This window comes from Pseudochrobactrum sp. Wa41.01b-1, assembly GCF_019464455.1.
In the GTDB taxonomy this organism is placed as follows: Bacteria; Pseudomonadota; Alphaproteobacteria; order Rhizobiales; family Rhizobiaceae; genus Pseudochrobactrum; species Pseudochrobactrum saccharolyticum.
The window spans coordinates 2,604,096-2,623,984 of sequence record NZ_CP080493.1 but is presented as its reverse complement, the minus strand read 5'-3'; the positions used below and the strand labels follow the sequence as shown (position 1 = coordinate 2,623,984).

19 protein-coding genes are annotated in these 19,889 nt (G+C 53.6%); 6 read left to right on the top strand and 13 right to left on the bottom strand.

All coding sequences use genetic code 11. From position 1 onward, the window contains the following. Positions 1–11: 11 nt before the first annotated feature. Both phnF and xylB read left to right on the top strand, forming a co-directional pair. Positions 12–770, top strand: coding sequence for a phosphonate metabolism transcriptional regulator PhnF (phnF, locus tag K1X45_RS12120; RefSeq protein ID WP_220158960.1), 759 nt, complete (start codon positions 12–14; stop codon positions 768–770). Positions 771–842: 72 nt separating this feature from the next. After that, on the top strand, positions 843–2,294 hold the full coding sequence (gene xylB, locus K1X45_RS12115; protein WP_220158959.1) for a xylulokinase: 1,452 nt from the start codon (positions 843–845) through the stop codon (positions 2,292–2,294). Here the strand turns inward: xylB and K1X45_RS12110 are convergent. The 6 genes from K1X45_RS12110 to ppaT are packed head-to-tail and all read right to left on the bottom strand — an operon-like array spanning position 2,283 to position 8,422. Next, positions 2,283–3,056 (bottom strand): ABC transporter ATP-binding protein, encoded by a 774-nt coding sequence (locus tag K1X45_RS12110; RefSeq protein ID WP_220158958.1) that lies wholly within the window; start codon positions 3,054–3,056, stop codon positions 2,283–2,285. The two genes, xylB and K1X45_RS12110, sit on opposite strands and share 12 nt — an antisense overlap. Further along, positions 3,053–3,847: an ABC transporter ATP-binding protein gene (locus K1X45_RS12105; RefSeq protein WP_220158957.1), complete on the bottom strand. Its 795-nt coding sequence runs from the start codon at positions 3,845–3,847 to the stop codon at positions 3,053–3,055. Before K1X45_RS12105 ends, K1X45_RS12110 begins: the two co-directional genes overlap by 4 nt. Further along, positions 3,840–4,670 carry an ABC transporter permease gene (locus tag K1X45_RS12100; protein WP_220158956.1) on the bottom strand — a complete coding sequence of 277 codons (831 nt, stop codon included), beginning with the start codon at positions 4,668–4,670 and terminating at the stop codon, positions 3,840–3,842. Before K1X45_RS12100 ends, K1X45_RS12105 begins: the two co-directional genes overlap by 8 nt. After that, positions 4,667–5,638 (bottom strand): ABC transporter permease, encoded by a 972-nt coding sequence (locus K1X45_RS12095; RefSeq protein ID WP_220158955.1) that lies wholly within the window; start codon positions 5,636–5,638, stop codon positions 4,667–4,669. Before K1X45_RS12095 ends, K1X45_RS12100 begins: the two co-directional genes overlap by 4 nt. Positions 5,639–5,644: 6 nt before the next feature. Then, positions 5,645–7,288, bottom strand: coding sequence for an ABC transporter substrate-binding protein (locus K1X45_RS12090; protein ID WP_220158954.1), 1,644 nt, complete (start codon positions 7,286–7,288; stop codon positions 5,645–5,647). A gap of 24 nt (positions 7,289–7,312) precedes the next feature. Then, positions 7,313–8,422, bottom strand: coding sequence for a pyridoxamine--pyruvate transaminase (gene ppaT, locus K1X45_RS12085; protein ID WP_255560406.1), 1,110 nt, complete (start codon positions 8,420–8,422; stop codon positions 7,313–7,315). Positions 8,423–8,767: 345 nt separating this feature from the next. On the opposite strand from ppaT, the gene K1X45_RS12080 reads away from it, so the two are divergent. Next, positions 8,768–9,838 carry a purine nucleoside permease gene (locus K1X45_RS12080; RefSeq protein ID WP_220158953.1) on the top strand — a complete coding sequence of 357 codons (1,071 nt, stop codon included), beginning with the start codon at positions 8,768–8,770 and terminating at the stop codon, positions 9,836–9,838. A gap of 64 nt (positions 9,839–9,902) precedes the next feature. Here the strand turns inward: K1X45_RS12080 and K1X45_RS12075 are convergent, their stop codons facing one another. After that, positions 9,903–11,234 carry an aspartate aminotransferase family protein gene (locus K1X45_RS12075; RefSeq protein ID WP_220158952.1) on the bottom strand — a complete coding sequence of 444 codons (1,332 nt, stop codon included), beginning with the start codon at positions 11,232–11,234 and terminating at the stop codon, positions 9,903–9,905. Positions 11,235–11,425: 191 nt separating this feature from the next. On the opposite strand from K1X45_RS12075, the gene K1X45_RS12070 reads away from it, so the two are divergent. Then, positions 11,426–11,980, top strand: a complete 555-nt coding sequence (locus K1X45_RS12070; RefSeq protein ID WP_220158951.1) for a cupin domain-containing protein — start codon at positions 11,426–11,428, stop codon at positions 11,978–11,980. A 36-nt stretch (positions 11,981–12,016) separates the two neighbouring features. Continuing rightward, entirely contained in the window at positions 12,017–12,376 is a 360-nt protein-coding gene (locus tag K1X45_RS12065; protein WP_220158950.1) for a winged helix-turn-helix domain-containing protein, read from the top strand. A 3-nt stretch (positions 12,377–12,379) separates the two neighbouring features. On the opposite strand, the gene K1X45_RS12060 is transcribed toward K1X45_RS12065, so the two are convergent. The 6 genes from K1X45_RS12060 to K1X45_RS12035 form a co-directional block, all read right to left on the bottom strand. Next, complete coding sequence (locus K1X45_RS12060) at positions 12,380–12,802, bottom strand: DoxX family protein (RefSeq protein WP_220158949.1); 423 nt, start codon at positions 12,800–12,802, stop codon at positions 12,380–12,382. Next, positions 12,799–13,446, bottom strand: coding sequence for a TetR/AcrR family transcriptional regulator (locus tag K1X45_RS12055; RefSeq protein WP_220158948.1), 648 nt, complete (start codon positions 13,444–13,446; stop codon positions 12,799–12,801). The genes K1X45_RS12060 and K1X45_RS12055 overlap by 4 nt, the downstream gene beginning before the upstream one ends. Continuing rightward, positions 13,443–14,357: a DMT family transporter gene (locus K1X45_RS12050; RefSeq protein WP_220158947.1), complete on the bottom strand. Its 915-nt coding sequence runs from the start codon at positions 14,355–14,357 to the stop codon at positions 13,443–13,445. Before K1X45_RS12050 ends, K1X45_RS12055 begins: the two co-directional genes overlap by 4 nt. Positions 14,358–14,511: 154 nt before the next feature. Then, the gene (locus tag K1X45_RS12045; RefSeq protein ID WP_220158946.1) at positions 14,512–16,251 is read right to left on the bottom strand and encodes an ABC transporter ATP-binding protein; all 1,740 of its coding nucleotides are present in this window, start codon (positions 16,249–16,251) and stop codon (positions 14,512–14,514) included. A 168-nt stretch (positions 16,252–16,419) separates the two neighbouring features. Then, positions 16,420–17,820, bottom strand: coding sequence for a sensor histidine kinase (locus K1X45_RS12040; protein ID WP_220158945.1), 1,401 nt, complete (start codon positions 17,818–17,820; stop codon positions 16,420–16,422). Next, complete coding sequence (locus K1X45_RS12035) at positions 17,817–18,542, bottom strand: response regulator transcription factor (RefSeq protein ID WP_116086421.1); 726 nt, start codon at positions 18,540–18,542, stop codon at positions 17,817–17,819. The genes K1X45_RS12040 and K1X45_RS12035 overlap by 4 nt, the downstream gene beginning before the upstream one ends. A gap of 208 nt (positions 18,543–18,750) precedes the next feature. On the opposite strand from K1X45_RS12035, the gene K1X45_RS12030 reads away from it, so the two are divergent. Next, on the top strand, positions 18,751–19,782 hold the full coding sequence (locus K1X45_RS12030; protein ID WP_225686118.1) for an ABC transporter substrate-binding protein: 1,032 nt from the start codon (positions 18,751–18,753) through the stop codon (positions 19,780–19,782). Positions 19,783–19,889: the final 107 nt, after the last annotated feature.

Below are 19,889 nucleotides of genomic sequence, written 5' to 3'. Positions count from 1 at the left end.
CGGCAAATTAAATGGCAGAGACAACAAAAATCGCCCGAAACAGCGGCGTGGCCGTCTGGCGGCAGATCGCTGATGAAATTCGCAGGGAAATCAAACACGGACATTTCAAGCGCGGCGAAAAGCTGCCGCCGGAAATGACACTGGCTGCCCGCTTTGGTGTCAACCGTCATACGGTGCGTAGCGCTATTGCTGCTTTGACACAGGAAGGCGTGTTACGGGCGGAGCAAGGGCGCGGGACTTTTATCGCCAATGCCAAACGCCTGACCTACCCCATCAGCAAGCGCACGCGCATGTCCACCAGTCTGGCCGAACAGATCACACAGCAGGAGCGGATCATCCTGTCACACAGGATTGAAAAGCCCTCAGCCGAAGTCGCTCATGCTTTGCAGCTTAGCGATGAGAATGCGCAAGTGCATTATTTTGAAACCCTGTCTATTGCCGATGGTCAGCCGGTTTCCATGTCCGATAGCTGGTTCGACCAACAGCGTTTTCCGCAATTTGATGAATTTTACAAGGCCAGCGGCTCAGTCACAAAAGCACTGAAGCAATCGGGCATTGAGGATTATTTCCGCAAATCCACACTGATTTCCGCCCAACACGCCAACGGGCAGGATCTGCTGCATCTGAAACTCACACCGGGGGCGATTGTGCTCACGGCGCAATCGGTCAATGTCGATACCAATGGCGTGCCGGTGGAATATTCAGCGACACGCTTTGCGGCTGATCGCATGGAATTCTCCATTGAAAGCATGTCGCTCAATGAAGAATAAAAACTATTGCCTGCATTAAGTTTCTGTCGTTAGCTGCGGCCTGTTCACAATTCCAGTCACAGGATCAGCAGCATGGCATTTTATCTCGGTCTTGACCTCGGCACGTCCGGCCTCAAAGCACTGCTGATTGATGAAGAGCAGAAAATTATCGCTTCTGCCCATGCAGAACTCCATGTCTCCCGTCCGCATCAAAGCTGGTCTGAGCAACAGCCGCAAGATTGGATAAAAGCTGCAGAAGCAGCAATCACCCGGCTAAAAGCAGAACATGGCACTGCGCTCAAGAATGTGCGTGGCATCGGCCTTTCCGGCCAGATGCATGGCGCGGTTCTGCTGGATGAGCAGGATCAAGTGCTGCGCCCCGCCATTCTCTGGAATGATACACGCAGCCACGCCCAAGCTGCGCAACTGGATGCTGATCCGCTATTTCGCGCCCTGACCGGCAATATTGTCTTTCCGGGTTTTACCGCGCCTAAATTGCTTTGGGTGAAGGAAAACGAACCGGAGATTTTTGCCCACATTAAAAAGATCCTGCTGCCGAAAGATTATCTGCGTCTGTGGCTGACCGGCGAACATGTCAGCGAAATGTCCGATGCCTCCGGCACGTCCTGGCTGGATGTGGCACAACGCAAATGGTCGGCTGACCTGCTGACAGCAACAGAGCTAGATGAAAATCAGATGCCGCGCCTTGTCGAAGGCACGGACATTTCCGGCACATTGCGCGCAGAGCTGTGCCGGCAATGGGGCATGGCACCGAATGTAGCAGTTGCTGGTGGTGCCGGTGACAATGCAGCATCCGCCTGTGGTATCGGCACGGTAAAAGCAGGACAGGCTTTTGCCTCACTCGGCACATCCGGTGTGTTATTTGCCGCCAATGACAGTTTTCTGCCGCGTCCTGACAGTGCCGTCCATGCCTTCTGCCATGCTCTGCCGCAAACATGGCACCAGATGGGGGTGATCCTTTCCGCAACGGATGCCCTGAACTGGTACAGTACCATCACCGGTCATGAAGCTGCGGCATTGACGCAAGAACTCGGCGATGATTTGCAGGCACCTTCAGGCGTGAGTTTCCTGCCTTATCTTTCCGGCGAGCGCACCCCGCATAATAACAGCCTGACCCGCGGCAGTTTCACAGGGCTCAGCCATAGCGACAATCGTGCGGCACTCACTCAAGCCGTGCTTGAAGGCGTGGCTTTCGCCTTCCGCGACAATCTGGTAGCTCTGGCAAAAGCCGGTACGAAACTTGAAAGTGTCATGGCTATCGGCGGCGGCTCGCGCTCGGCCTATTGGCTAAAAGCGCTGGCCACCGCTCTGAACATGCCGGTTCACCTGCCTGCCGACGGTGATTTCGGCGCGGCTTTCGGTGCGGCGCGTCTTGGAATGATTGCGGCTGAAAAGGCCGATGCGCTGGCTATCTGTACTGCACCGCAGATTATCAAAACCATTGAACCTGACAAAAAACACCATGCGGCCTATGAGGCAGCCTATCAGCGCTACACGGCATTGTATCAGGCTTTAAAGCCGTAAAGCCTCAAACGCCAGTTTCGGCACGGCATCGACCAGTTGCCGTGTCGGTTCTGTCTGCGGATTTTGCAGCACGTCATCCGGTACACCCTGTTCAACAATCTCGCCCTCATGCAGCACCAGCATCCGGTCACAAAAAGCCCGTACCAGTGCCAGATCATGCGAGATAAACAGATAGGCAATGCCATTTTCGCGCTGTAAATCGGCCAGCAGATTAAGGATTTTCGCACGCACTGATACATCCAAAGCCGATACGGGTTCATCCAGCACAATCAAGTCAGGCTTGCACAACAGCGCGCGGGCAATCGCCACACGCTGACGCTGACCGCCTGAGAGTTCACGCGGGTAGCGGTCAGCCATATCCGCAGTCAGACCAACCCGTTGCAGGACGTCAGCAATTTGCTGCTTGGTGTTTTGCTGACTACCATGCAAAGCCAGCGGTACCTGCAAAATCTGATTGATAGTATGGCGCGGGTTGAAAGCCGCCAGAGGGTCCTGAAACACCATCTGGAATCGAGGCCGTTTTTCCCGCAGCGCGCTGCCCTGAAGAGCTGTCATATCCGTGCCGTTGAGAATAATCCTGCCACTATCCGGCTCGTTCAGGCGCATAATCAATCGTGCCAAAGTGCTTTTACCAGAGCCGGAACGCCCTACCAGCGCCAATGTCTCTCCGGCATGGAGCGTGAGATTGATATTCTTCAAGCCTTTTGAAGGGTCTTTACCAAAGGTCTTATTGAGACCGGCAATCTGCAAAACCTCTTTCATAACACACCGTCAATCTCAGGCAGGCGTGGCTGCTTCACCCAGTCCAGTCCGATATGGGTTGCCAGCAAGGCTTTGGTATAATCATGCTGCGGCGCGGTGATCACCTGTTCAGCCGTGCCGAGTTCCACCAGCTCCCCGCGATAAAGCACAGCAATTCTATCGGCCAGTTGTGAAGCTAACGCGATATCATGAGTCACAAACAGCATTGTCAGTCCTTGCGCACGCACCAGACCATCCAGCAATTGTGCCACATGATTTTGTACCACCGTATCCAGCGCACTGGTCGGCTCGTCTGCAATCAGCAATTGCGGCTGTGCAGCCAAAGCTGCGGCAATGGCAATGCGCTGTTTCTGCCCGCCGGAAAATTCATGCGGATAGCTGCGTAGTCGCTGCTGACTGTCCGGTATTTGCACTTGCTGCATCAGTTCTGCCGCTCTTTGACGTGCTTCGGTCCAAGAAATTTTAAGATGCGTGACGATCACTTCTGCAATCTGATCTCCCACCCGCATCATCGGATCAAGTGACCCATCGGGATCCTGAAACACCACGCCGATATCGCGCCCCGCACGCGGCTCATGCGCTAAAGCCGGGAAGCGGATTGAACCGGCAATTTTAGCACTGGCAGGCAAGAGACCTGCAATTGCCATAGCCAATGTGGTTTTACCAGAACCGCTCTCCCCGATCAGTGCCAGTCTTTCACCTTGCATGAGTTCAAAGCTGACCGGTTGCAACACCTGCTGCGCACCATAGCGAACCGTCAAATCCTGTACGACAAGAAAGACCTCAGACATTGCTGCGCTCCCTTGACGATTGCGGTCGGCGTGTCAGTGCCTGTCCGGTGAGATGCACAGCCAAAACAGTCACCACCAATGCCAGCCCCGGAATGATGGATAGATAAGGAGCGGAGCGCAGTGCACTGCGCCCCTCAGCAATCATTGTGCCCCATGTCACACTGTTCGGATCGCCAAAGCCTAAGAAGGCCAGTGAGGCCTCAATCAGAATAGCCGCCGCAACTGATACGGCTGCCAGCGATGCCGCAGGACCAAAGGCATTGGGCAGGATTTCCCGAAAAGCAATGGAGAACGGCCCCTGCCCCAGCGTACGGGCGGCGGCGACGAAATCGCGCTCGCGCAGAGACAAAACCTCCGCCCGTGTCACCCGCGCAGCCTGTGTCCAGCTACCAATGCTGATTGCAATAATCAGCGTCGGAATGCTTGGCCCCAGCACGTTGATCATCGCCAGCGCCAGCAAAAAGCCCGGCACAGTCTGAAATGCCTCGGTGATCCGCATCAGCACATTATCAGCGAAGCCGCCGAGAAAACCAGCTAATGTGCCGATCAGACTACCAGCGATCAGTGCTGCCGCCGCAGAACTCAGTGCCACCAGCAAAGTCGTCCGCGCGCCATGAAACAGCCCTGCCAGCACATCGCGCCCCAGCCGGTCTGTACCCAGCCAATGGGCAGAATCGGTGAATGGCCGGATCAACGGTTCTCCGGCAATCGCCAGCGGATCACCGGCAAACAGTAAGGATGCAGACAGCGCCATCAGTCCTAAAAGTACAAGAAGGCCAATACCGGCTTTGCCCTGTCTGTCTAAAGTCTGAAAAAATCTCATTGCTGCTGGCTCCGCACTCGCGGATCAAGCCGCTCATAGGCCAGATCAACCAGCAGATTGGCAATGATCACTGCAAAAGCACCAAACAGAATGACACCAAGCAACAAGGCCGTATCGCGTTTGGCAACGGCTTCTGCTGCGAGACGTCCGAAGCCCGGAATGGCAAAGACACTCTCAATCACCACACTGCCGCCAAGCATCACGCCAGCTTGCAGACCTAACATTGTCACCACCGGCAACACAGCATTACGGGCAATGTGTCGCCAAATGATCCGACGCGAAGAAATACCGCGTGCTTTAAGCGCCTGCACAAACATTTCCCGATGCAGATCGGCCATACGATCCCGCATCAGCCGCAGATAAAGCGTGAGATAGACACTGGAAAGTGCCGCAACCGGCAGGATCAGATGACGGCTGATATCCGCCGCTCTCGCCAACCCTGTTTTGCCCGATGCAATGGTTTCCAGTCCACCGATTGGCAGCCAGCGCAATGTTACGCCGAAAATCACGACCAGCACCAAACCCAGCCAGAAACCTGGCACCGCATAAAGCGCCAGCGAGGTCAGCGATAACAACCGGTCACGTTTGGAATGCGGTTTAGCACCGGCCACAATGCCAAGCAGAGAACCGGCAAAGAATGCCAGAAATGTCGATACGCCCATCAGCAGTAATGTTGCCGGAAGCCGCTCCAGAATGACATCCAGCACCGGACGCTGAAAAGCCGAAGACCAGCCGAAATCACCGGAGAACAGCGCCGTGACATAGGCAAAGAACCGCTGCAACGGCCCCTGATCCAGCCCCCATGACTGGCGCAAAGCTTCAAGCTGCTGCGCATCCGCCCCGCCCATCTGCGCCACATAAGCATCCACGGCATCGCCGGGGGCAGCTTCCAGAATGAGGAAGCTACCCACCAGAACAATACCCAGAACCGGAAGGATGCTGGCAAGACGGCGGAGGAGAAACGGCACTGTGGGTTACTCTTGCAAACCGGTATTCGCCCAGCCGGACACCGCCCAACGCGGATTATCCGAAACATTCTGCACGCGTTCGCTTGCAACCGTAATGAACGCGAAATCCGCGACATTGATCAGCGGCAGGTCTTCGGCCACCAGACGCTGCAAATCCTGATAGATGCCTGCACGTAGCCCATCATCAAGCGTCACTGCGCCCTTGGCAATCAGTGCATCGACCGCCTCATTCTTATAGCCATATTGGTTGGTGAATGGCGCACCGGCCGGTAATCCGCTCTGGAACAGCACTGTCGTCGAGATCGCCGGATCAGAACGGTAAACCGGCGTTGCCACGGCAATATCAAAGTCATGATCGGTATAAACCGCTTTGAGATGCGCCGGTGAATCATTGGCAACAATCACAGCATCAATACCGATTTTCACCAAAGCCTGCCGCAGATAATCGCCGAATTGCTTGGTTTCATTGAAAAATGGTGCAGGCAGCAGCTTCAGCTTAAAGCGGATGCCGTCAGCGCCTTTTTTATAACCAGCTTCATCCAGCAGGCTTTCAGCCTTGGCAATATCAAAAGCATATTGCTGCGTATCCGGTGCATAAAACACCGTATCAAAAGCCGGCACCGGCCCTGTCGCCGGTTTGGCATAACCAAGGAAAATCGTCTTAACCACGAAATCCTTGTCAATTGCATGGGCGATAGCTTGGCGTACTTTCAGATCAGCCAGTTCTTTGCGGCGATGATTAAGTTCGACACTGAGCTGATAGGTCAGCGCCTCATAGCCATTGGCATAGACTTTCAGCCCCGGCACTTTGGCAATCCGCTCCAGATCAGCTAGCGGCACAGCAGAGAAAGCGGCCAGCTGGATCTGGTCTGCTTCCAGCGCATTGCCCGCAGAAGCGCGATCCGGCAGTACCTGATAGATAATCTCATCCAGCGCAGGTGCTTGTTTGTCCCAATAATTTTCATTGCGCTTCAGCAGGTAATATTCGCCCGGTTTGTGATCGCCATAGACAAACGGCCCCGTGCCCACCAGTTTCTCATTAGCAGGGTTTTTCGCAATATCCGTGTCTTCATAGAGATGTTTCGGCAGTACCGAAGTCACTACCGGCAGCGCATTACGGATCAGCTGAAATGGTGTCGGCTCGGAAAAGCGGAAGACAGCCGTATGCTCATCCGGTGTCTCAACATTTTGCAGATTTTTGAAAACTGAGCGGCCAAGATTTTGCAGTTTCTTCCAGACTTCCAGCGCCGAGAAAGCCACATCGGCAGAGGTGAACGGCTTGCCGTCATGCCATGTCACGCCTTCACGCAGTTTGAATGTGGCAGACAAACCATCTGCCGAGCCTTCCCAACTGGTCGCCAGCAATGGCTTCAAACCATCCGGATGCTGGGCATCGACATAAGCCTGCTCGGCCAAAGTCTCGACAACCTTGCTCGCCACATAGAAAACGCCGTTTGAGGCCACAATTGCCGGATTGAGATTGGCCGGTTCGCTATCCGCGGCCACAACCAGACGACCACCGCGCACCGGCTCAACGGAGGCCTGTTTTTCAGCCGTTTGTGCGAAAGCAAAACGCGGCAGAACAGACAATGCCACAACACCGGCAGTTCCCGCCAGCAGAGCACGTCGATTCAGTGTCAATCTTGTCATAATACCCTGTCCCTCTGTAACCGCTTAAATCTTACGTTTTTTCAATGCACCGGCCAAAGCCTCAACAGCCTTTGCCGCAAATTCCGGTTGCGCTGATGCCCCCATATGCCCGATACGCAAAACCTTGCCAGCTGTATCCTTGCGGCCAAGCGATACCAGCACATCATGGTCGCGCAGCATCAGATCACGCAAAGTCACATCGCTGATACCATCCGGCACTTTAAACACTGTCGCAGTCGGTGATACATAAGCTTCCTGACGCGGCCATAATTCCAGCCCCAGCGCTTTGACACCCTCACGGGCGATTACCGCCGTCTTGGCATGGCGTGCCCAGACATTTGCAGCGCCTTCCGCCAGATAAAGATCAAGTGCTGCGTTAAGAGCATAAATCTCCGCAACCGACGGCGTTACCGGAAAAGCATTGCCTGCACGCCATGCCTCTTTCCAGTCCAAAAGACTCAGGAATGATGCCCGTGGTGCATCAGGGTTCGCCGCCATTTTTTGCCATGCACGATCACTCACTGCCGCCAGTGTCAGGCCCGGTGTACTGCCCAGACATTTGGACGGAGAGGTAATGAAAATATCCGCATACACAGCTTCAGGATGCACATCCATGCCACCAAAAGATGAGACCGCATCGACAATCAGATAAGCACCATGACGCGCGGCAATGGCACCGATCTCCGCCAGAGGATTGAGCGTGCCCGATGGCGTATCGTGATGGCAAACGGCAATAATGCTGATGTCAGGGCGCTGTTTAAGTGCAGCCTCTACAGCCTGCGGATCGATCACATCATCATAATCCACTGCCAGTTCAATGACTTCACGACCGTAGCGCGCAGCCCAGGGGCGAAAGCCTTTGCCATAGACACCCGATACCAGATTAAGCACCACATCCTGACGGGCGATCAGACCCGCAGCTGCCGCCTCAATACCAAGAATAGCCTCGCCCTGCATAATCACCGGCTGGTTGCCGGTGCGCATGACCTGCGCCAGCTTCTCAATCACGCTTTGATAAAATGCCTGAAATGCATCCGTATAATCATAAGAAACCGGCTGCCCTAATGCCCGAAGTACTTCCGGATAGGCCGGTACCGGACCGGTTGTGAGCATATAGGCAGGCACTTGCAGCATGGGATCATTGACCAGTTTAAAAACAGCATCATAGGAGCGGTTTCCCCCATCTCCAAGAGGGATAATTTTCCACGATCAGCAATTATTGGAATTTGATTTCTTTTTACGAGCAGAGATGAAATATCCCACTGTATTCTTTTCTGCAGGCAAAGAAGATCGTGTAATCACAGAAGCTCTCTTCTGCTTGTGATAAACAAGCTTTTGACAAGTTTTCGGCAGAGATTCCGGTTTCGCTCTCAAAGCAGATCGCGTACAAGACGCAAGATCAGTTTCTTTCCGGCCAGCAGGTAAAGTCTGATCAGCTCATGATCGCAACGCACCTGTCACCACGGATGAAACTGACCAATGTCATATCATCGAAGGTATTCAGAATTGCGCGCTCTTCTCCTCTCTGCCTCCGCTCTTACCGCTATTACATTTTCTGCCGCACTGGCTGCTCCGGCTCTGGCGCAGGATACAGCTAAAATCGCACCGAAAGTCATGGTTATCACCATGTTCGGTCAGGAAGCCAAACCTTGGGCTGAGGGCGAGAAATTTACGCAGCAGATCAAGCTGGCCGGTCTTAATCCGGAATATCCGAATATTGACTGCACCGATGAAGGTCTGTGCCACATGACAACCGCCATGGGCTTTGCCAATGCGGCAAGCTCGGTCTCGGCCATGGCACTCAGCGAAAAATTCGATCTCTCCAAAACCTATTTTCTGATTGCCGGTATTGCCGGTGTTGATCCGAAGCACGGCACCCTCGGCTCCGCTCACTGGGCAAAATTCGCCGTTGATGCCGATCTGAACCACCGCATTGACCAGAGCGAAGTTCCTGATACATGGGAAACCGGTTCTTTCGCACTTGGTGCCAGCAACCCGACCGAAAAAGCCAAATGGTCAGCCGGTACAGAAGTTTATGCTCTCAATGCCAAGCTCAGTGATTATGCTTTCAGCGTAACTAAAGATGTGGAATTGCTGGATGGTGACGGTGCGAAAGCCTATCGCAAACATTACAAGGGCGATATCGCAACCGGCGCACCGATCGTCAGCATGTGTGATACGCTCTCCAGCGACACCTATTGGCACGGCATCAAAATGGCTCTGTTCATGGAAAAATGGGTTGAACTGCTGACTGACGGCAAAGCCACCTATTGCACCTCACAGATGGAAGACAATGCTACTCTGACTGCACTGAAACGTGCATCCGAAGCTGGCAAACTGGATTTCGACCGTATTGCCCTGCTCCGTACTGCATCAAATTTTGACCGTCAGGGCGAAGATCAGGATGCTCTGGAATCGCTGAAATCAGAATCCGGCGGTTTTAAACTGGCGACTACCAATGCCTATCGCGTCGGCAAAGCCTATGCACAAACCATTCTGACCGGCTGGGACAAGTGGCAGGAGGCGCCTCAGACTGACAGCACGAAATAATTTAAGCATATACAAAAGCCCCGCGCAGAACTTTCTGTGCGGGGCTTTTTCATGTCTTATAAGATCACGATGCGCGGTTGATCGCATCACCGAGGATTGAGACGATCTTGCCGATCTCTTCTTTGCTGACAATCAGAGGTGGTGAAAGGGCAATCACATCACCTGTCACGCGGATCAGCAGACCCTTCCTGAAGCAATCGGTGAACACATCATAGGCGCGTGCACCAACGGCACCGTCACGCGAAGACAGTTCAATACCGGCCACCAGTCCGAGCGTACGGATATCAATAACATTCTTCGCGGATTTCAGCGAATGGATCGCTTCCTGCCAGTCATCTGCCAGTTCGGCGGCGCGGGTCAGCAGCCCTTCTTCCGCATAAATATCCAGCGTTGCAATCCCTGCTGCACAGGCTGCCGGATGACCGGAATAAGTATAGCCGTGGAACAGTTCAATCGCACCTTCCGGCCCATGCATCAGACCATCATAAACATGGCGGCTGGCAAAAACAGCGCCCATCGGAATAGCGCCGTTGGTCAGGCCTTTTGCGGTGGTGATCAGATCCGGCGTCACACCAAAATAATCTGATGCGAATGGCGAGCCAAGACGACCGAAACCGGTGATCACTTCATCAAAAATCAGCAGAATGCCATGTTTCTTGGCAATCGCTGCAAGGCGTTCCAGATAACCTTTTGGTGGCACCAGCACACCGGTGGAACCGGCCAGCGGCTCCACAATCACTGCGGCAATGGTTTCCGCACCATGCAGCGCGACCATGCGCTCCAGATCATCCGCCAGTTCGGCACCGTATTCCGGCTGACCTTTGCTGAAAGCATTTTTCTCAAGATCATGGGTATGACGCAGATGGTCAGCCCCCGGCAGCAGCGGAAACACGCGGCGGTTATTGACCAGACCACCGACGGAAATACCGCCGAAGCCTACACCATGATAGCCGCGCTCACGCCCGATCACACGGGTGCGTGTGCCCTGACCAATAGCGCGCTGATAGGCAATGGCAATTTTCAGAGCGGTATCAACGGATTCTGAACCGGAACCGGTGAAGAACACACGGTCGAGAATTTTGCCGTCGCCGCGCGGTGCAATTTCACCAAGGCGGGTGGCAAAATCGAACGCAATATTGTGCCCCATCTGGAATGTCGGTGCGAAATCCATCGTCGAAAGCTGTTTTTCGACGGCGCTGGCAATCTGCTTGCGACCATGACCGGCATTGACGCACCACAGACCCGCAGTACCGTCCAGCACGGAATTGCCGTCCACATCCGTGTAATACATGCCTTCAGCTGTAGCCAGCATACGTGGCGCAGATTTGAACTGGCGGTTTGCCGTAAACGGCATCCAGAAACTGTCAAGCTTGGGACTATTGGTTAAATCAGTCATTATTTCGCTCCTCGCCGGCGCAATTTTCCAAACGGAAAACTGTCCTCTCCCTTATATGTGGCTAAGAGTTGGCCATGCTTCGGAGAGCGAAACAAGTCTATTTCTTGTGCTCATTATCACCTTGATCTGTTTGGTAAAAAATATAAAATGTTTAAAATGTTTAACAACCTCAACAGCGGAAACAGGTACTCATGACCGGTGAGATCGATATTGGCGGACGTTTGCGCTTCATCCGTGAAAAATCAGGGCTTTCACAACGCGAACTTGCAAAACGCAGCGGTGTGACCAATGCCACGATTTCTCTGATTGAGGCCAATCAGACCAATCCTTCTGTCGGCGCGTTAAAACGCATTCTCGACGGTCTGCCGATCGGCATGTCGGAGTTTTTCGCCCTGCAACCGGATATGCCGCAAAAGGCGTTCTATCAGTCTGAGGAGTTTGTCGAGATCGGCAAAGGCAAAATCTCCTACCGGCAGCTGGGCGACAATCTGTTCGGGCGGGCGCTGCAAATTCTCAAAGAGCGCTATGAGCCGGGTGCCGATACCGGCAAAGTACCGCTGGTGCATGAAGGTGAGGAAGGCGGCATTGTTATTGCCGGTCGTCTGGAAGTGACTGTCGACAGTGAGAGGCGTATATTGGGACCAGGTGACGGTTATTATTTTGAAAGCCGGCGCCCGCACCGGTTTCGTTGTATCGGGCCGGTAGCCTGCGACGTTATCAGCGCCTGTACACCACCGACTTTTTAAGCAATTAATTTTTAAAGACAGAACGGAGAACCAATCATGGCACAACAGGATATCGCTTTGCTGAAGCCGGTATTGCGGATTGATTTTCCTGAAAATGCGCGGCTGGGGCGCGGCAAGATCCAGTTGCTTGAACATATTCGCGACACCGGCTCGATTTCAGCGGCAGGTCGCGCCATGGATATGTCCTATCGCCGTGCATGGCAGCTGGTTGATGCCCTGAACTCCATGTTCAGCGAACCTTCCGTCACCTCTCAGCGCGGCGGCAAACAAGGCGGCGGCGCAGTCCTCACACCCTTCGGAGAAGAACTGATCCGCCGTTTTCGTCATATGGAAGCCACCCTCGCACAAGCTTTGGGCGATGATATTGAATGGCTGAATAAAAACCGTTCCGTGTAAAAACTATTTACTGCGCATGCGCGGCACAATTGCATGCAGAACTGCCACAATAATCAGCCCGCCGATAACCGACATATGTTCAACAGCGACATGCATTTTCGCAACGGCTTCCGCCCCTTCTGCCCGCCAGAAAGCGTGGGAGACCGGAATTGTCATGGCGGTGAACACACCCAGCGCACCAGCACCCAGCCAGACCAGTGAGCCGCCCCGGATAATCAGAGCGGAACCAATCAGTTGTACTGCGATGGTCAGTGCCGCAAACAAGGCTGGCACCGGCAGATTATTTGCTGCCATTTCAGCCACCGCAGCCGGAAAATCAAAAAGCTTGGCAATCCCGCTCAGCCAGAATGTCATGGTCAGCAAAATACGCGCCAACAGCTGAATAACGGGCATGGATAATAGTTGATAAATCCAGTTCGGACTCATAATGTTCCTCCTGTCCGGTCATTGCGCACAGTCCAGCCATGCAGCAGTGTCTGCAAAGCATCGTCTATAGTCCGGCGCTGCATTTCCACACTCACATATTGCCCCAGCAAAGCCAGACTGAGCAGATTTTCAACAATCATATCGTGGAAATGGGTGGCCATAATATAAGGGTCACCCTGTCGCAGACTGCCGTTCTCGATATGCGGGGCAATGGCCTTGGCGAAATAATGCCGCGCCATCTGCGGGCCTTTTTCAAACCATGTCCGTGCAATTGCCGGAAACCGTCCCGATTCTGCGATAACCAGCCGCTGAAACGCCACGTGATGCTCTTCCATCAGGACAGACAGCAATTGACGCCCCAACCGTTCCAGTCCGTCTTTCAACGGCAACATGGAAACATCCAGATCTTTGATCCCGTAAGTGAAAGTCTCACTCATTTGCGAGATAACAGCCATGAACAGGCCTTCTTTATCCCCGAAATGATTATAGAGATTGGTCTTCGAACCACCGGCCTGACGCATGATTTCATCAACCGACACGCCCTCATAGCCATGCTCCAGAAACAGGGCACCGGCGATGGTTCTGATCTGCTCCCGCCGCTCTATACCGCGGCGGGTAATCCGGACAGGTTTTTCTGTGCTCATTCAGCCGCCTCCGGTTGTTTCTCTGCCTGTTTCTCAGCATCGGTAATCTTATGATGGTGCCGTGCCGGTCTGAATGATCTGCGATCAACCAGCTGACCATAGAGCAAGCTTCCCAGCACCAGAACAATACCGCCAAGTTGCAGCCAGCTTGGCACCATATCATTAAAAGCAGCATCCATAATAAAAGCTGTCACCGGAGCGAGCAGGAAAAACGGAGCAACTGCGGACGGTCCTGCGCCCTCAATACCACGGAACCACAAAGCGAAAGCCAGCGCTGTCAGGAAGAGTGCAAGAATGACAAAACCGGCAAAATTCACAAGCGTAACAGAAGACGGAATGTCCTGAAAAATCACAGCAAGGATTGCCAGTTCAACGCCACCGACAACCAGCTGCCAGCCAGTGAATGCAAGCAAAGAACACGGGCGACCCCATTTATGGACATAGATACCACCCAGTGCCACAGATAAGGCCGCGCCTAAACCCGCCAGAACACCGATCATATCCATTTGCACACCACCGCGCAGCACAACAAGGCTGACACCAACGGCGCCCAGCAACACGCTGAAAATCTTATGACCGGTCGGGATAACCTGCATCAGCGGCCATGCGAGCAGAATAGTGAAGAGCGGCCCCAAAGCCTGAATGGTTGCCGCCACACCGCCCGGAAGGCGCAAAGCCGCAACAAAGATCAGGCCGAAAAACAAACCGGCATTGAGCGTGCCGAGCACAAGAATTTTCCACCACCATTCACGCGGCAGCATTGTGCGGGCAAACAGCAACAGCGGAATACCGCCACCCAAAGCGCGGATTGCACCGATAAAAACCGGGTTATGCGGCAGCATGTTGGATGAAACAATATAGGTAAAGCCCCACAGAATGGTGGCCATTGCAGCGGCAAGTTTAGGATTCATGATATGACCTATCTTTCAATTTACCGCATCAATATCATACCATACGGTATCGTATCAATTATCCTTATCCATAAACAAAGCGTTCACATATAGGAAACAGCTGCGCAATGAAGATAAAACCGGCGCTGTGTAAAAACAACGCCGGCATCATATTTCAAGCCTCTGCGACGCTCCGGTTCTGCGCTTCAAGCAATTGGCGGTAGAGACCTGATTTTGCTTCCAGCAATTGCTGATGACTGCCCTCTTCCGCCACACTGCCGTCCTGCACAACAACAATGCGATCAGCATTGGTGATTGTTGCCAGACGATGTGCGATCACCAAAGTCGTGCGCCCGACCGACAATTCCGACAGGGATTGCTGAATGGCACGCTCTGTCTCTGTATCAAGAGCGGAGGTTGCCTCATCCAGAATAAGGATCGGCGGGTTTTTCAGGAAGATACGGGCAATTGCCAGACGCTGTTTCTGCCCGCCGGAAAGCTTGACACCGCGCTCACCGATAATCGTATCCAGCCCCGCCGGCAGACCTGCCACGACATCGCCCAGACGCGCCCGTTGCACAGCATCCATAATCTCGGCATCATTCGCATCAAGACGGCCATAGGCGATATTCTCACGGATCGTGCCTGCAAACAGGAACACATCCTGACTGACAATGCCGATATTACTGCGCAGGGATTTCAGCGTCATATCGCGGATATCAATATCGTCAATACTGATAGCACCGCCGGTCACTTCATAAAAACGCGGCAGCAAAGAACAGATTGTGGTTTTTCCCGCACCGGAAGGGCCGACAAATGCAATGGTCTCGCCAGCCTGAATATCGAGGTTCAGATTATGCACGATCGGACGATTATCCTGATAGCCGAAGGAAACCTGATCGTAACGGATATTGCCCTGTAATTTGCCTGCATCGCGGGCATTGGCGCGGTCAGCAATATCCGGACGCGTATTCAGGAATTCCAGATAGCGTTGGAAACCGGCAATGCCTTTCGGATAGCTTTCAATCACCGAATTGATCTTATCAATCGGGCGGAAAAACACCCCGACCAACAGCAGGAAACCGACAAAACCACCGGCACTCAGGTCGCCGCGAATGACAAAATATGCTCCGCACAGCATCACCACCACCTGAATGAAACGCATCGACAGATAGCTCAGCGATGTGGAGGCTGCCATCACCTTATAGGCTTCAAGCTTGGTGCTGCGGTAATTCTGATTATCCTCGGCAAACAACGCGCGCTCATGGTCTTCATTAGTGAAAGCCTGCACCACACGGATACCGCCGACATTTTCCTCAATACGCGCATTGAATGCCGCCACACGGCCATAAAGTGCGCGCCATGTCGTGGTCATACGGCCGCCATAGCGCAATGTCACCCATGCAGTGACCGGCACGATCAGCGCGGTAATGATCGCTAGTGTCGAATGTTCCCAGAACATCAAAATGAAAGCACCGATCAGCGTCATGATCGCGATGAACAGATCTTCAGGGCCGTGATGGGCGACCTCACCGATCTCTTCGAGATCTTTAGTCATACGCGCCACAAGATGGCCGGTCTTCTGATTATCGAAATAGCCGAAGGAGAGTTTCTGCAAATGATCAAAGGCTTTGCGGCGCATCTCGGTTTCAATATTGATCCCGAGCATATGCCCCCAATAGGTCACCACCACTTGCAAACCGGCATTGAAAACATAAACGCAAAGCAAACCGGCGGCCGCGAGAGCAATCAGCCCCCATTCATTGGTCGGCAACAACCGGTCGATGAATAATGTAACAGCAACCGGAAAAGCCAGTTCCAGCAAACCGGACAATACCGCACTACAAAAATCGACAGCGAACAGAAGCTTATGCGGACGATAATAGGCAAAAAACCGTTTTACGATATCCGGCATTACAATCTCTCCCGTCGTCCCGCCTGCAAAATCTGACATTATCATTCAAGTTACTGGCGGTTGTAGCCAAAAACCTTCAGCTTGCAACAAGATAAGTGCCTGATTGCCAGTAAATCGGCCGGAATGATCTATCAAAAACCGGCAATAACGATAACCGGCCAGAATATTTTACGAAGCCGCAGAAAACCGGATGGCCGCGAGAAGACCTTTGCTCTGCATTGCTTTTTGCAGGATCAGATGCCCTCCATGCAAAGCCGCAATTTCCTCGACAATCGACAGACCAAGACCGCTGCCTTGCGGAGAATGTCCTGTGTTTTTTGCAACAGAGCCGCGGTCAAAGCGGTTGCGGATCAGGGAAAGCTGCTCTTCAGGGACGCCCTTGCCATTATCCTCAACCTCAAGGAAAACAAGCTCACCCTGCCTGCGCACACGCACAGTCACGACGGCCTCAGTGCCGGCATAAAGCAGCGCATTGCTGATCAGGTTTTTCAAAGCCTCTTCCAGCAGCAGCCGGTCACCCTGCACCGTCAGACTGGCTTCCCCTTCATAGCCCAGATCAATATCTCCCCGCGCTGCCTCGCGCACATAATCACCGGTGATCTGCCGCGCCATTTCAGCAAGATCAACAGATCCGAGCACTTGCACAGTCTGGTCGCCGGATGCATCAATTTTAGCCAGCAACAGCAACTGCGCCAGAATACGCTCGGCATGCGCCACGGCCTGATCGGCCTGCGTGACCGCTTCCAACATGGATTGGCGATCCTGACTACGCTGGGCAAGAGCAAGCTGTGTGCGCACCACTGCCAAAGGTGTGCGCAACTGATGACTGGCATTGCCGGTGAAATGGCGCAGTGCATCCAGCGCCGATTGCAACCGCACCATGAAAGAATTGACCGTTTCCACCAGCCCCTGCACCTCATTAGGCACATGTTCGCTGATCGGGTGCAAATCCTGCGGATTGCGCTCGGCAATCGCATCACTGAGGCGGTAAAGCGGACGCAAAGCATAGGTCACGGCAATCCAGACCACAAATGCGGTGCCGACAATCATAAACAGCAACCGCAAGGCTGAGCGCAGTAAAAGCGTATGCGTGAGCTGCCGACGCGCCATAGTTGTCTCGGCGACAGTCACTGTAAAGGGCACGGAATTCACACCGGTCGAAGCGGAACGGCGCAGCAAAGCCAGCCGGATCGGCTCTCCACGATAGGTTCCGTCGCCAAATTCAACATCCTTATTTTCCGGATTTTTCAGCAGCGGCAGTGTTTCATAACCGGTAATAAACTGGCCTGGCGGGCCGTCCACGCGATAGAACACCCGATCCTGCGCGGCAGAAGTGAGCATTTCCAAAGCGACATAAGGAATATCCACTTCCAGATCGCCATGCTCGGATACGACAACGCGTTCGGCAATCGCCAGCGCCGAACCGCTCAGCACACGATCCGCCACCTTATTGGCCGTACTGACAGCTTCCTGATACGTATCCGCCAGCGCAATCAGTCCGATCAGCATAGTTGAAACCAGCAACCAGCCAAGCAAACGTCTGCGCAGGGAATAGCTGTTTTTCCTCATTGTGTATCCGCGGGCAAATCCACAGTTTCATCCGCAACAATAACCGGCTGGGTGCCGGACAGACGATCCAGATAATATCCCAGCCCCCGCGCTGTCCTGACCGTCAGCCCGTAAGGAGCAAGCCTTTTGCGCAAGCGGCTGACATATTGCTCAATGGCATTAGAGCTCAGATCATGGTCAAAGCCGCTGAGAGACTGCACAATCGCTTCTTTGGCAACGACCTTGCCACCGCGCACAAAAAGCAGTTCCAGCAAGCCAAGCTCCCGCGCCGGAATATCAATCGATTGTCCGGCAGAACTGAAAGTGCGTGTATTCAGATCCAGTGTGACAGCACCAAAATGCACCAGCGCATGACGCAATCCTGCCTGACGCCGCAACAGCACGCGCACACGCGCCTCAAACTCGCTGATATCGAACGGCTTAATCATATAATCATCCGCACCGAGATCCAGTCCGCGCACGCGCTCTTCCGGTGTACCGCGTGCGGTCAGAATGAGCACAGCCGCCTGATTATGCCGCGCACGCATGGCCCGCAGCACATCCAGCCCGTCCATCTCCGGCAGGTTGAGATCAAGAATCACCAGATCAAAATTCTCAGCTGCAGCGGCGGCATGGGCAGACGCACCGTCTTCAACAATATCAACCGCATAGCCGCTACCGCGCAACAAAGCGCCCAGCCCTTCCGACAGCGCCTTATTATCTTCAACCAGCAAAATCCGCACGCTGACAACATCTCCCTGCTGCCCTATTGCAGCCCGTATTGTTTCTCCCCGACACAGCATATAATGATTACAAGGGCAATGTCAGCGGATACAAAGAAATAATCCTGCATTGTCAGCAATGTTTGGGCCAGCGAGTTTGGGAGGACAGGACGTGCGCCGTTTCTGGCTGAGTGCGGTTTTAACTTTATTGCCGGTGTTGAATAGCGCTATGGCAGCAACGCCCATGATGTTTCCGGCACTCAGCGGCGACAAGAATGCGCCGGTGCTGGTTGTCTATTCTTCTCTGGATGAACCGCTTGCGCGGCCGATGATTGAAGGGTTTCAGAAAAACAACCCTGACATCACCGTGCGCTATGAGGACATGCTCACTACGGAAATTTATGAGCGCATCGTGCGGGAAACCGATGACGGGTTAAAAACTGCCGATTTCGCTTTTTCCTCAGCCATGGATTTGCAGGTCAAACTTACCAATGACGGCTATGCGCAAGCCAGTATTTTGCCGATGAGCGAGCGCTGGCCAAGCTGGGCGAACTGGCGCAACACAGCCTATGCGCTGACATTTGAGCCAGCAGTTTTTGTCTATCACAAGCCGGAATTTAAAGACCGCAAACCGCCGTCAACCCGTGCGGAGCTGGTTGCCTATCTCAAAGAACAGGGTGAAAGCGTTTTCGGCCGTATCGGTACTTATGATATTGAACGCTCCGGCGTCGGCTTTCTGTTCATGGCACGCGATCAGGAGCAGTTTGACGATATCTGGACGGTCATTCAGGCCATGGGATCAGCGGGGGTCAAACTCTATTCCACCAGTCAGGCGATTGTAGAGCGTGTGGCCGACGGGCGCTTTGTGCTCGGTTATAATATTCTCGGTTCCTATGCCGCAGACTGGGCATCGCGCAACCCCGATGTCGGGATTATTCTGCCAAAAGATTATACTGTGGTGATGTCGCGTATCGGGCTGGTACCGGAAGCCGCTGCATCGCCGGAACTGGGGCGGCGCTATCTTGAGTTCTTCATGTCGAAAGAAGGCCAAACCATCCTCGCCCGCCAGTTGCAAATACCGGCTGTCAGCCCTGAAGTGGCCGGAGACAATACCGCTCTGACCATGCAGGAAATCTACGGCAACAAGCTGAAACCGGTGCCTGTCAGCCCCGGCCTGATGGTCTATCTCGATCAGGTTAAACGCAGCCGCCTGATTGCCAAATGGAATGATGTCCTGCGCCAGCAGAAAAAATATTATTGATTTTCACAGGAACAGGCTCACAATCTTCAAAAGACATATGAACAAGAGCCGTTCCTGAAAACAGCGCAAGTCTCAATAATTGTGTGCAAAGCACACGGCCTTAAAAT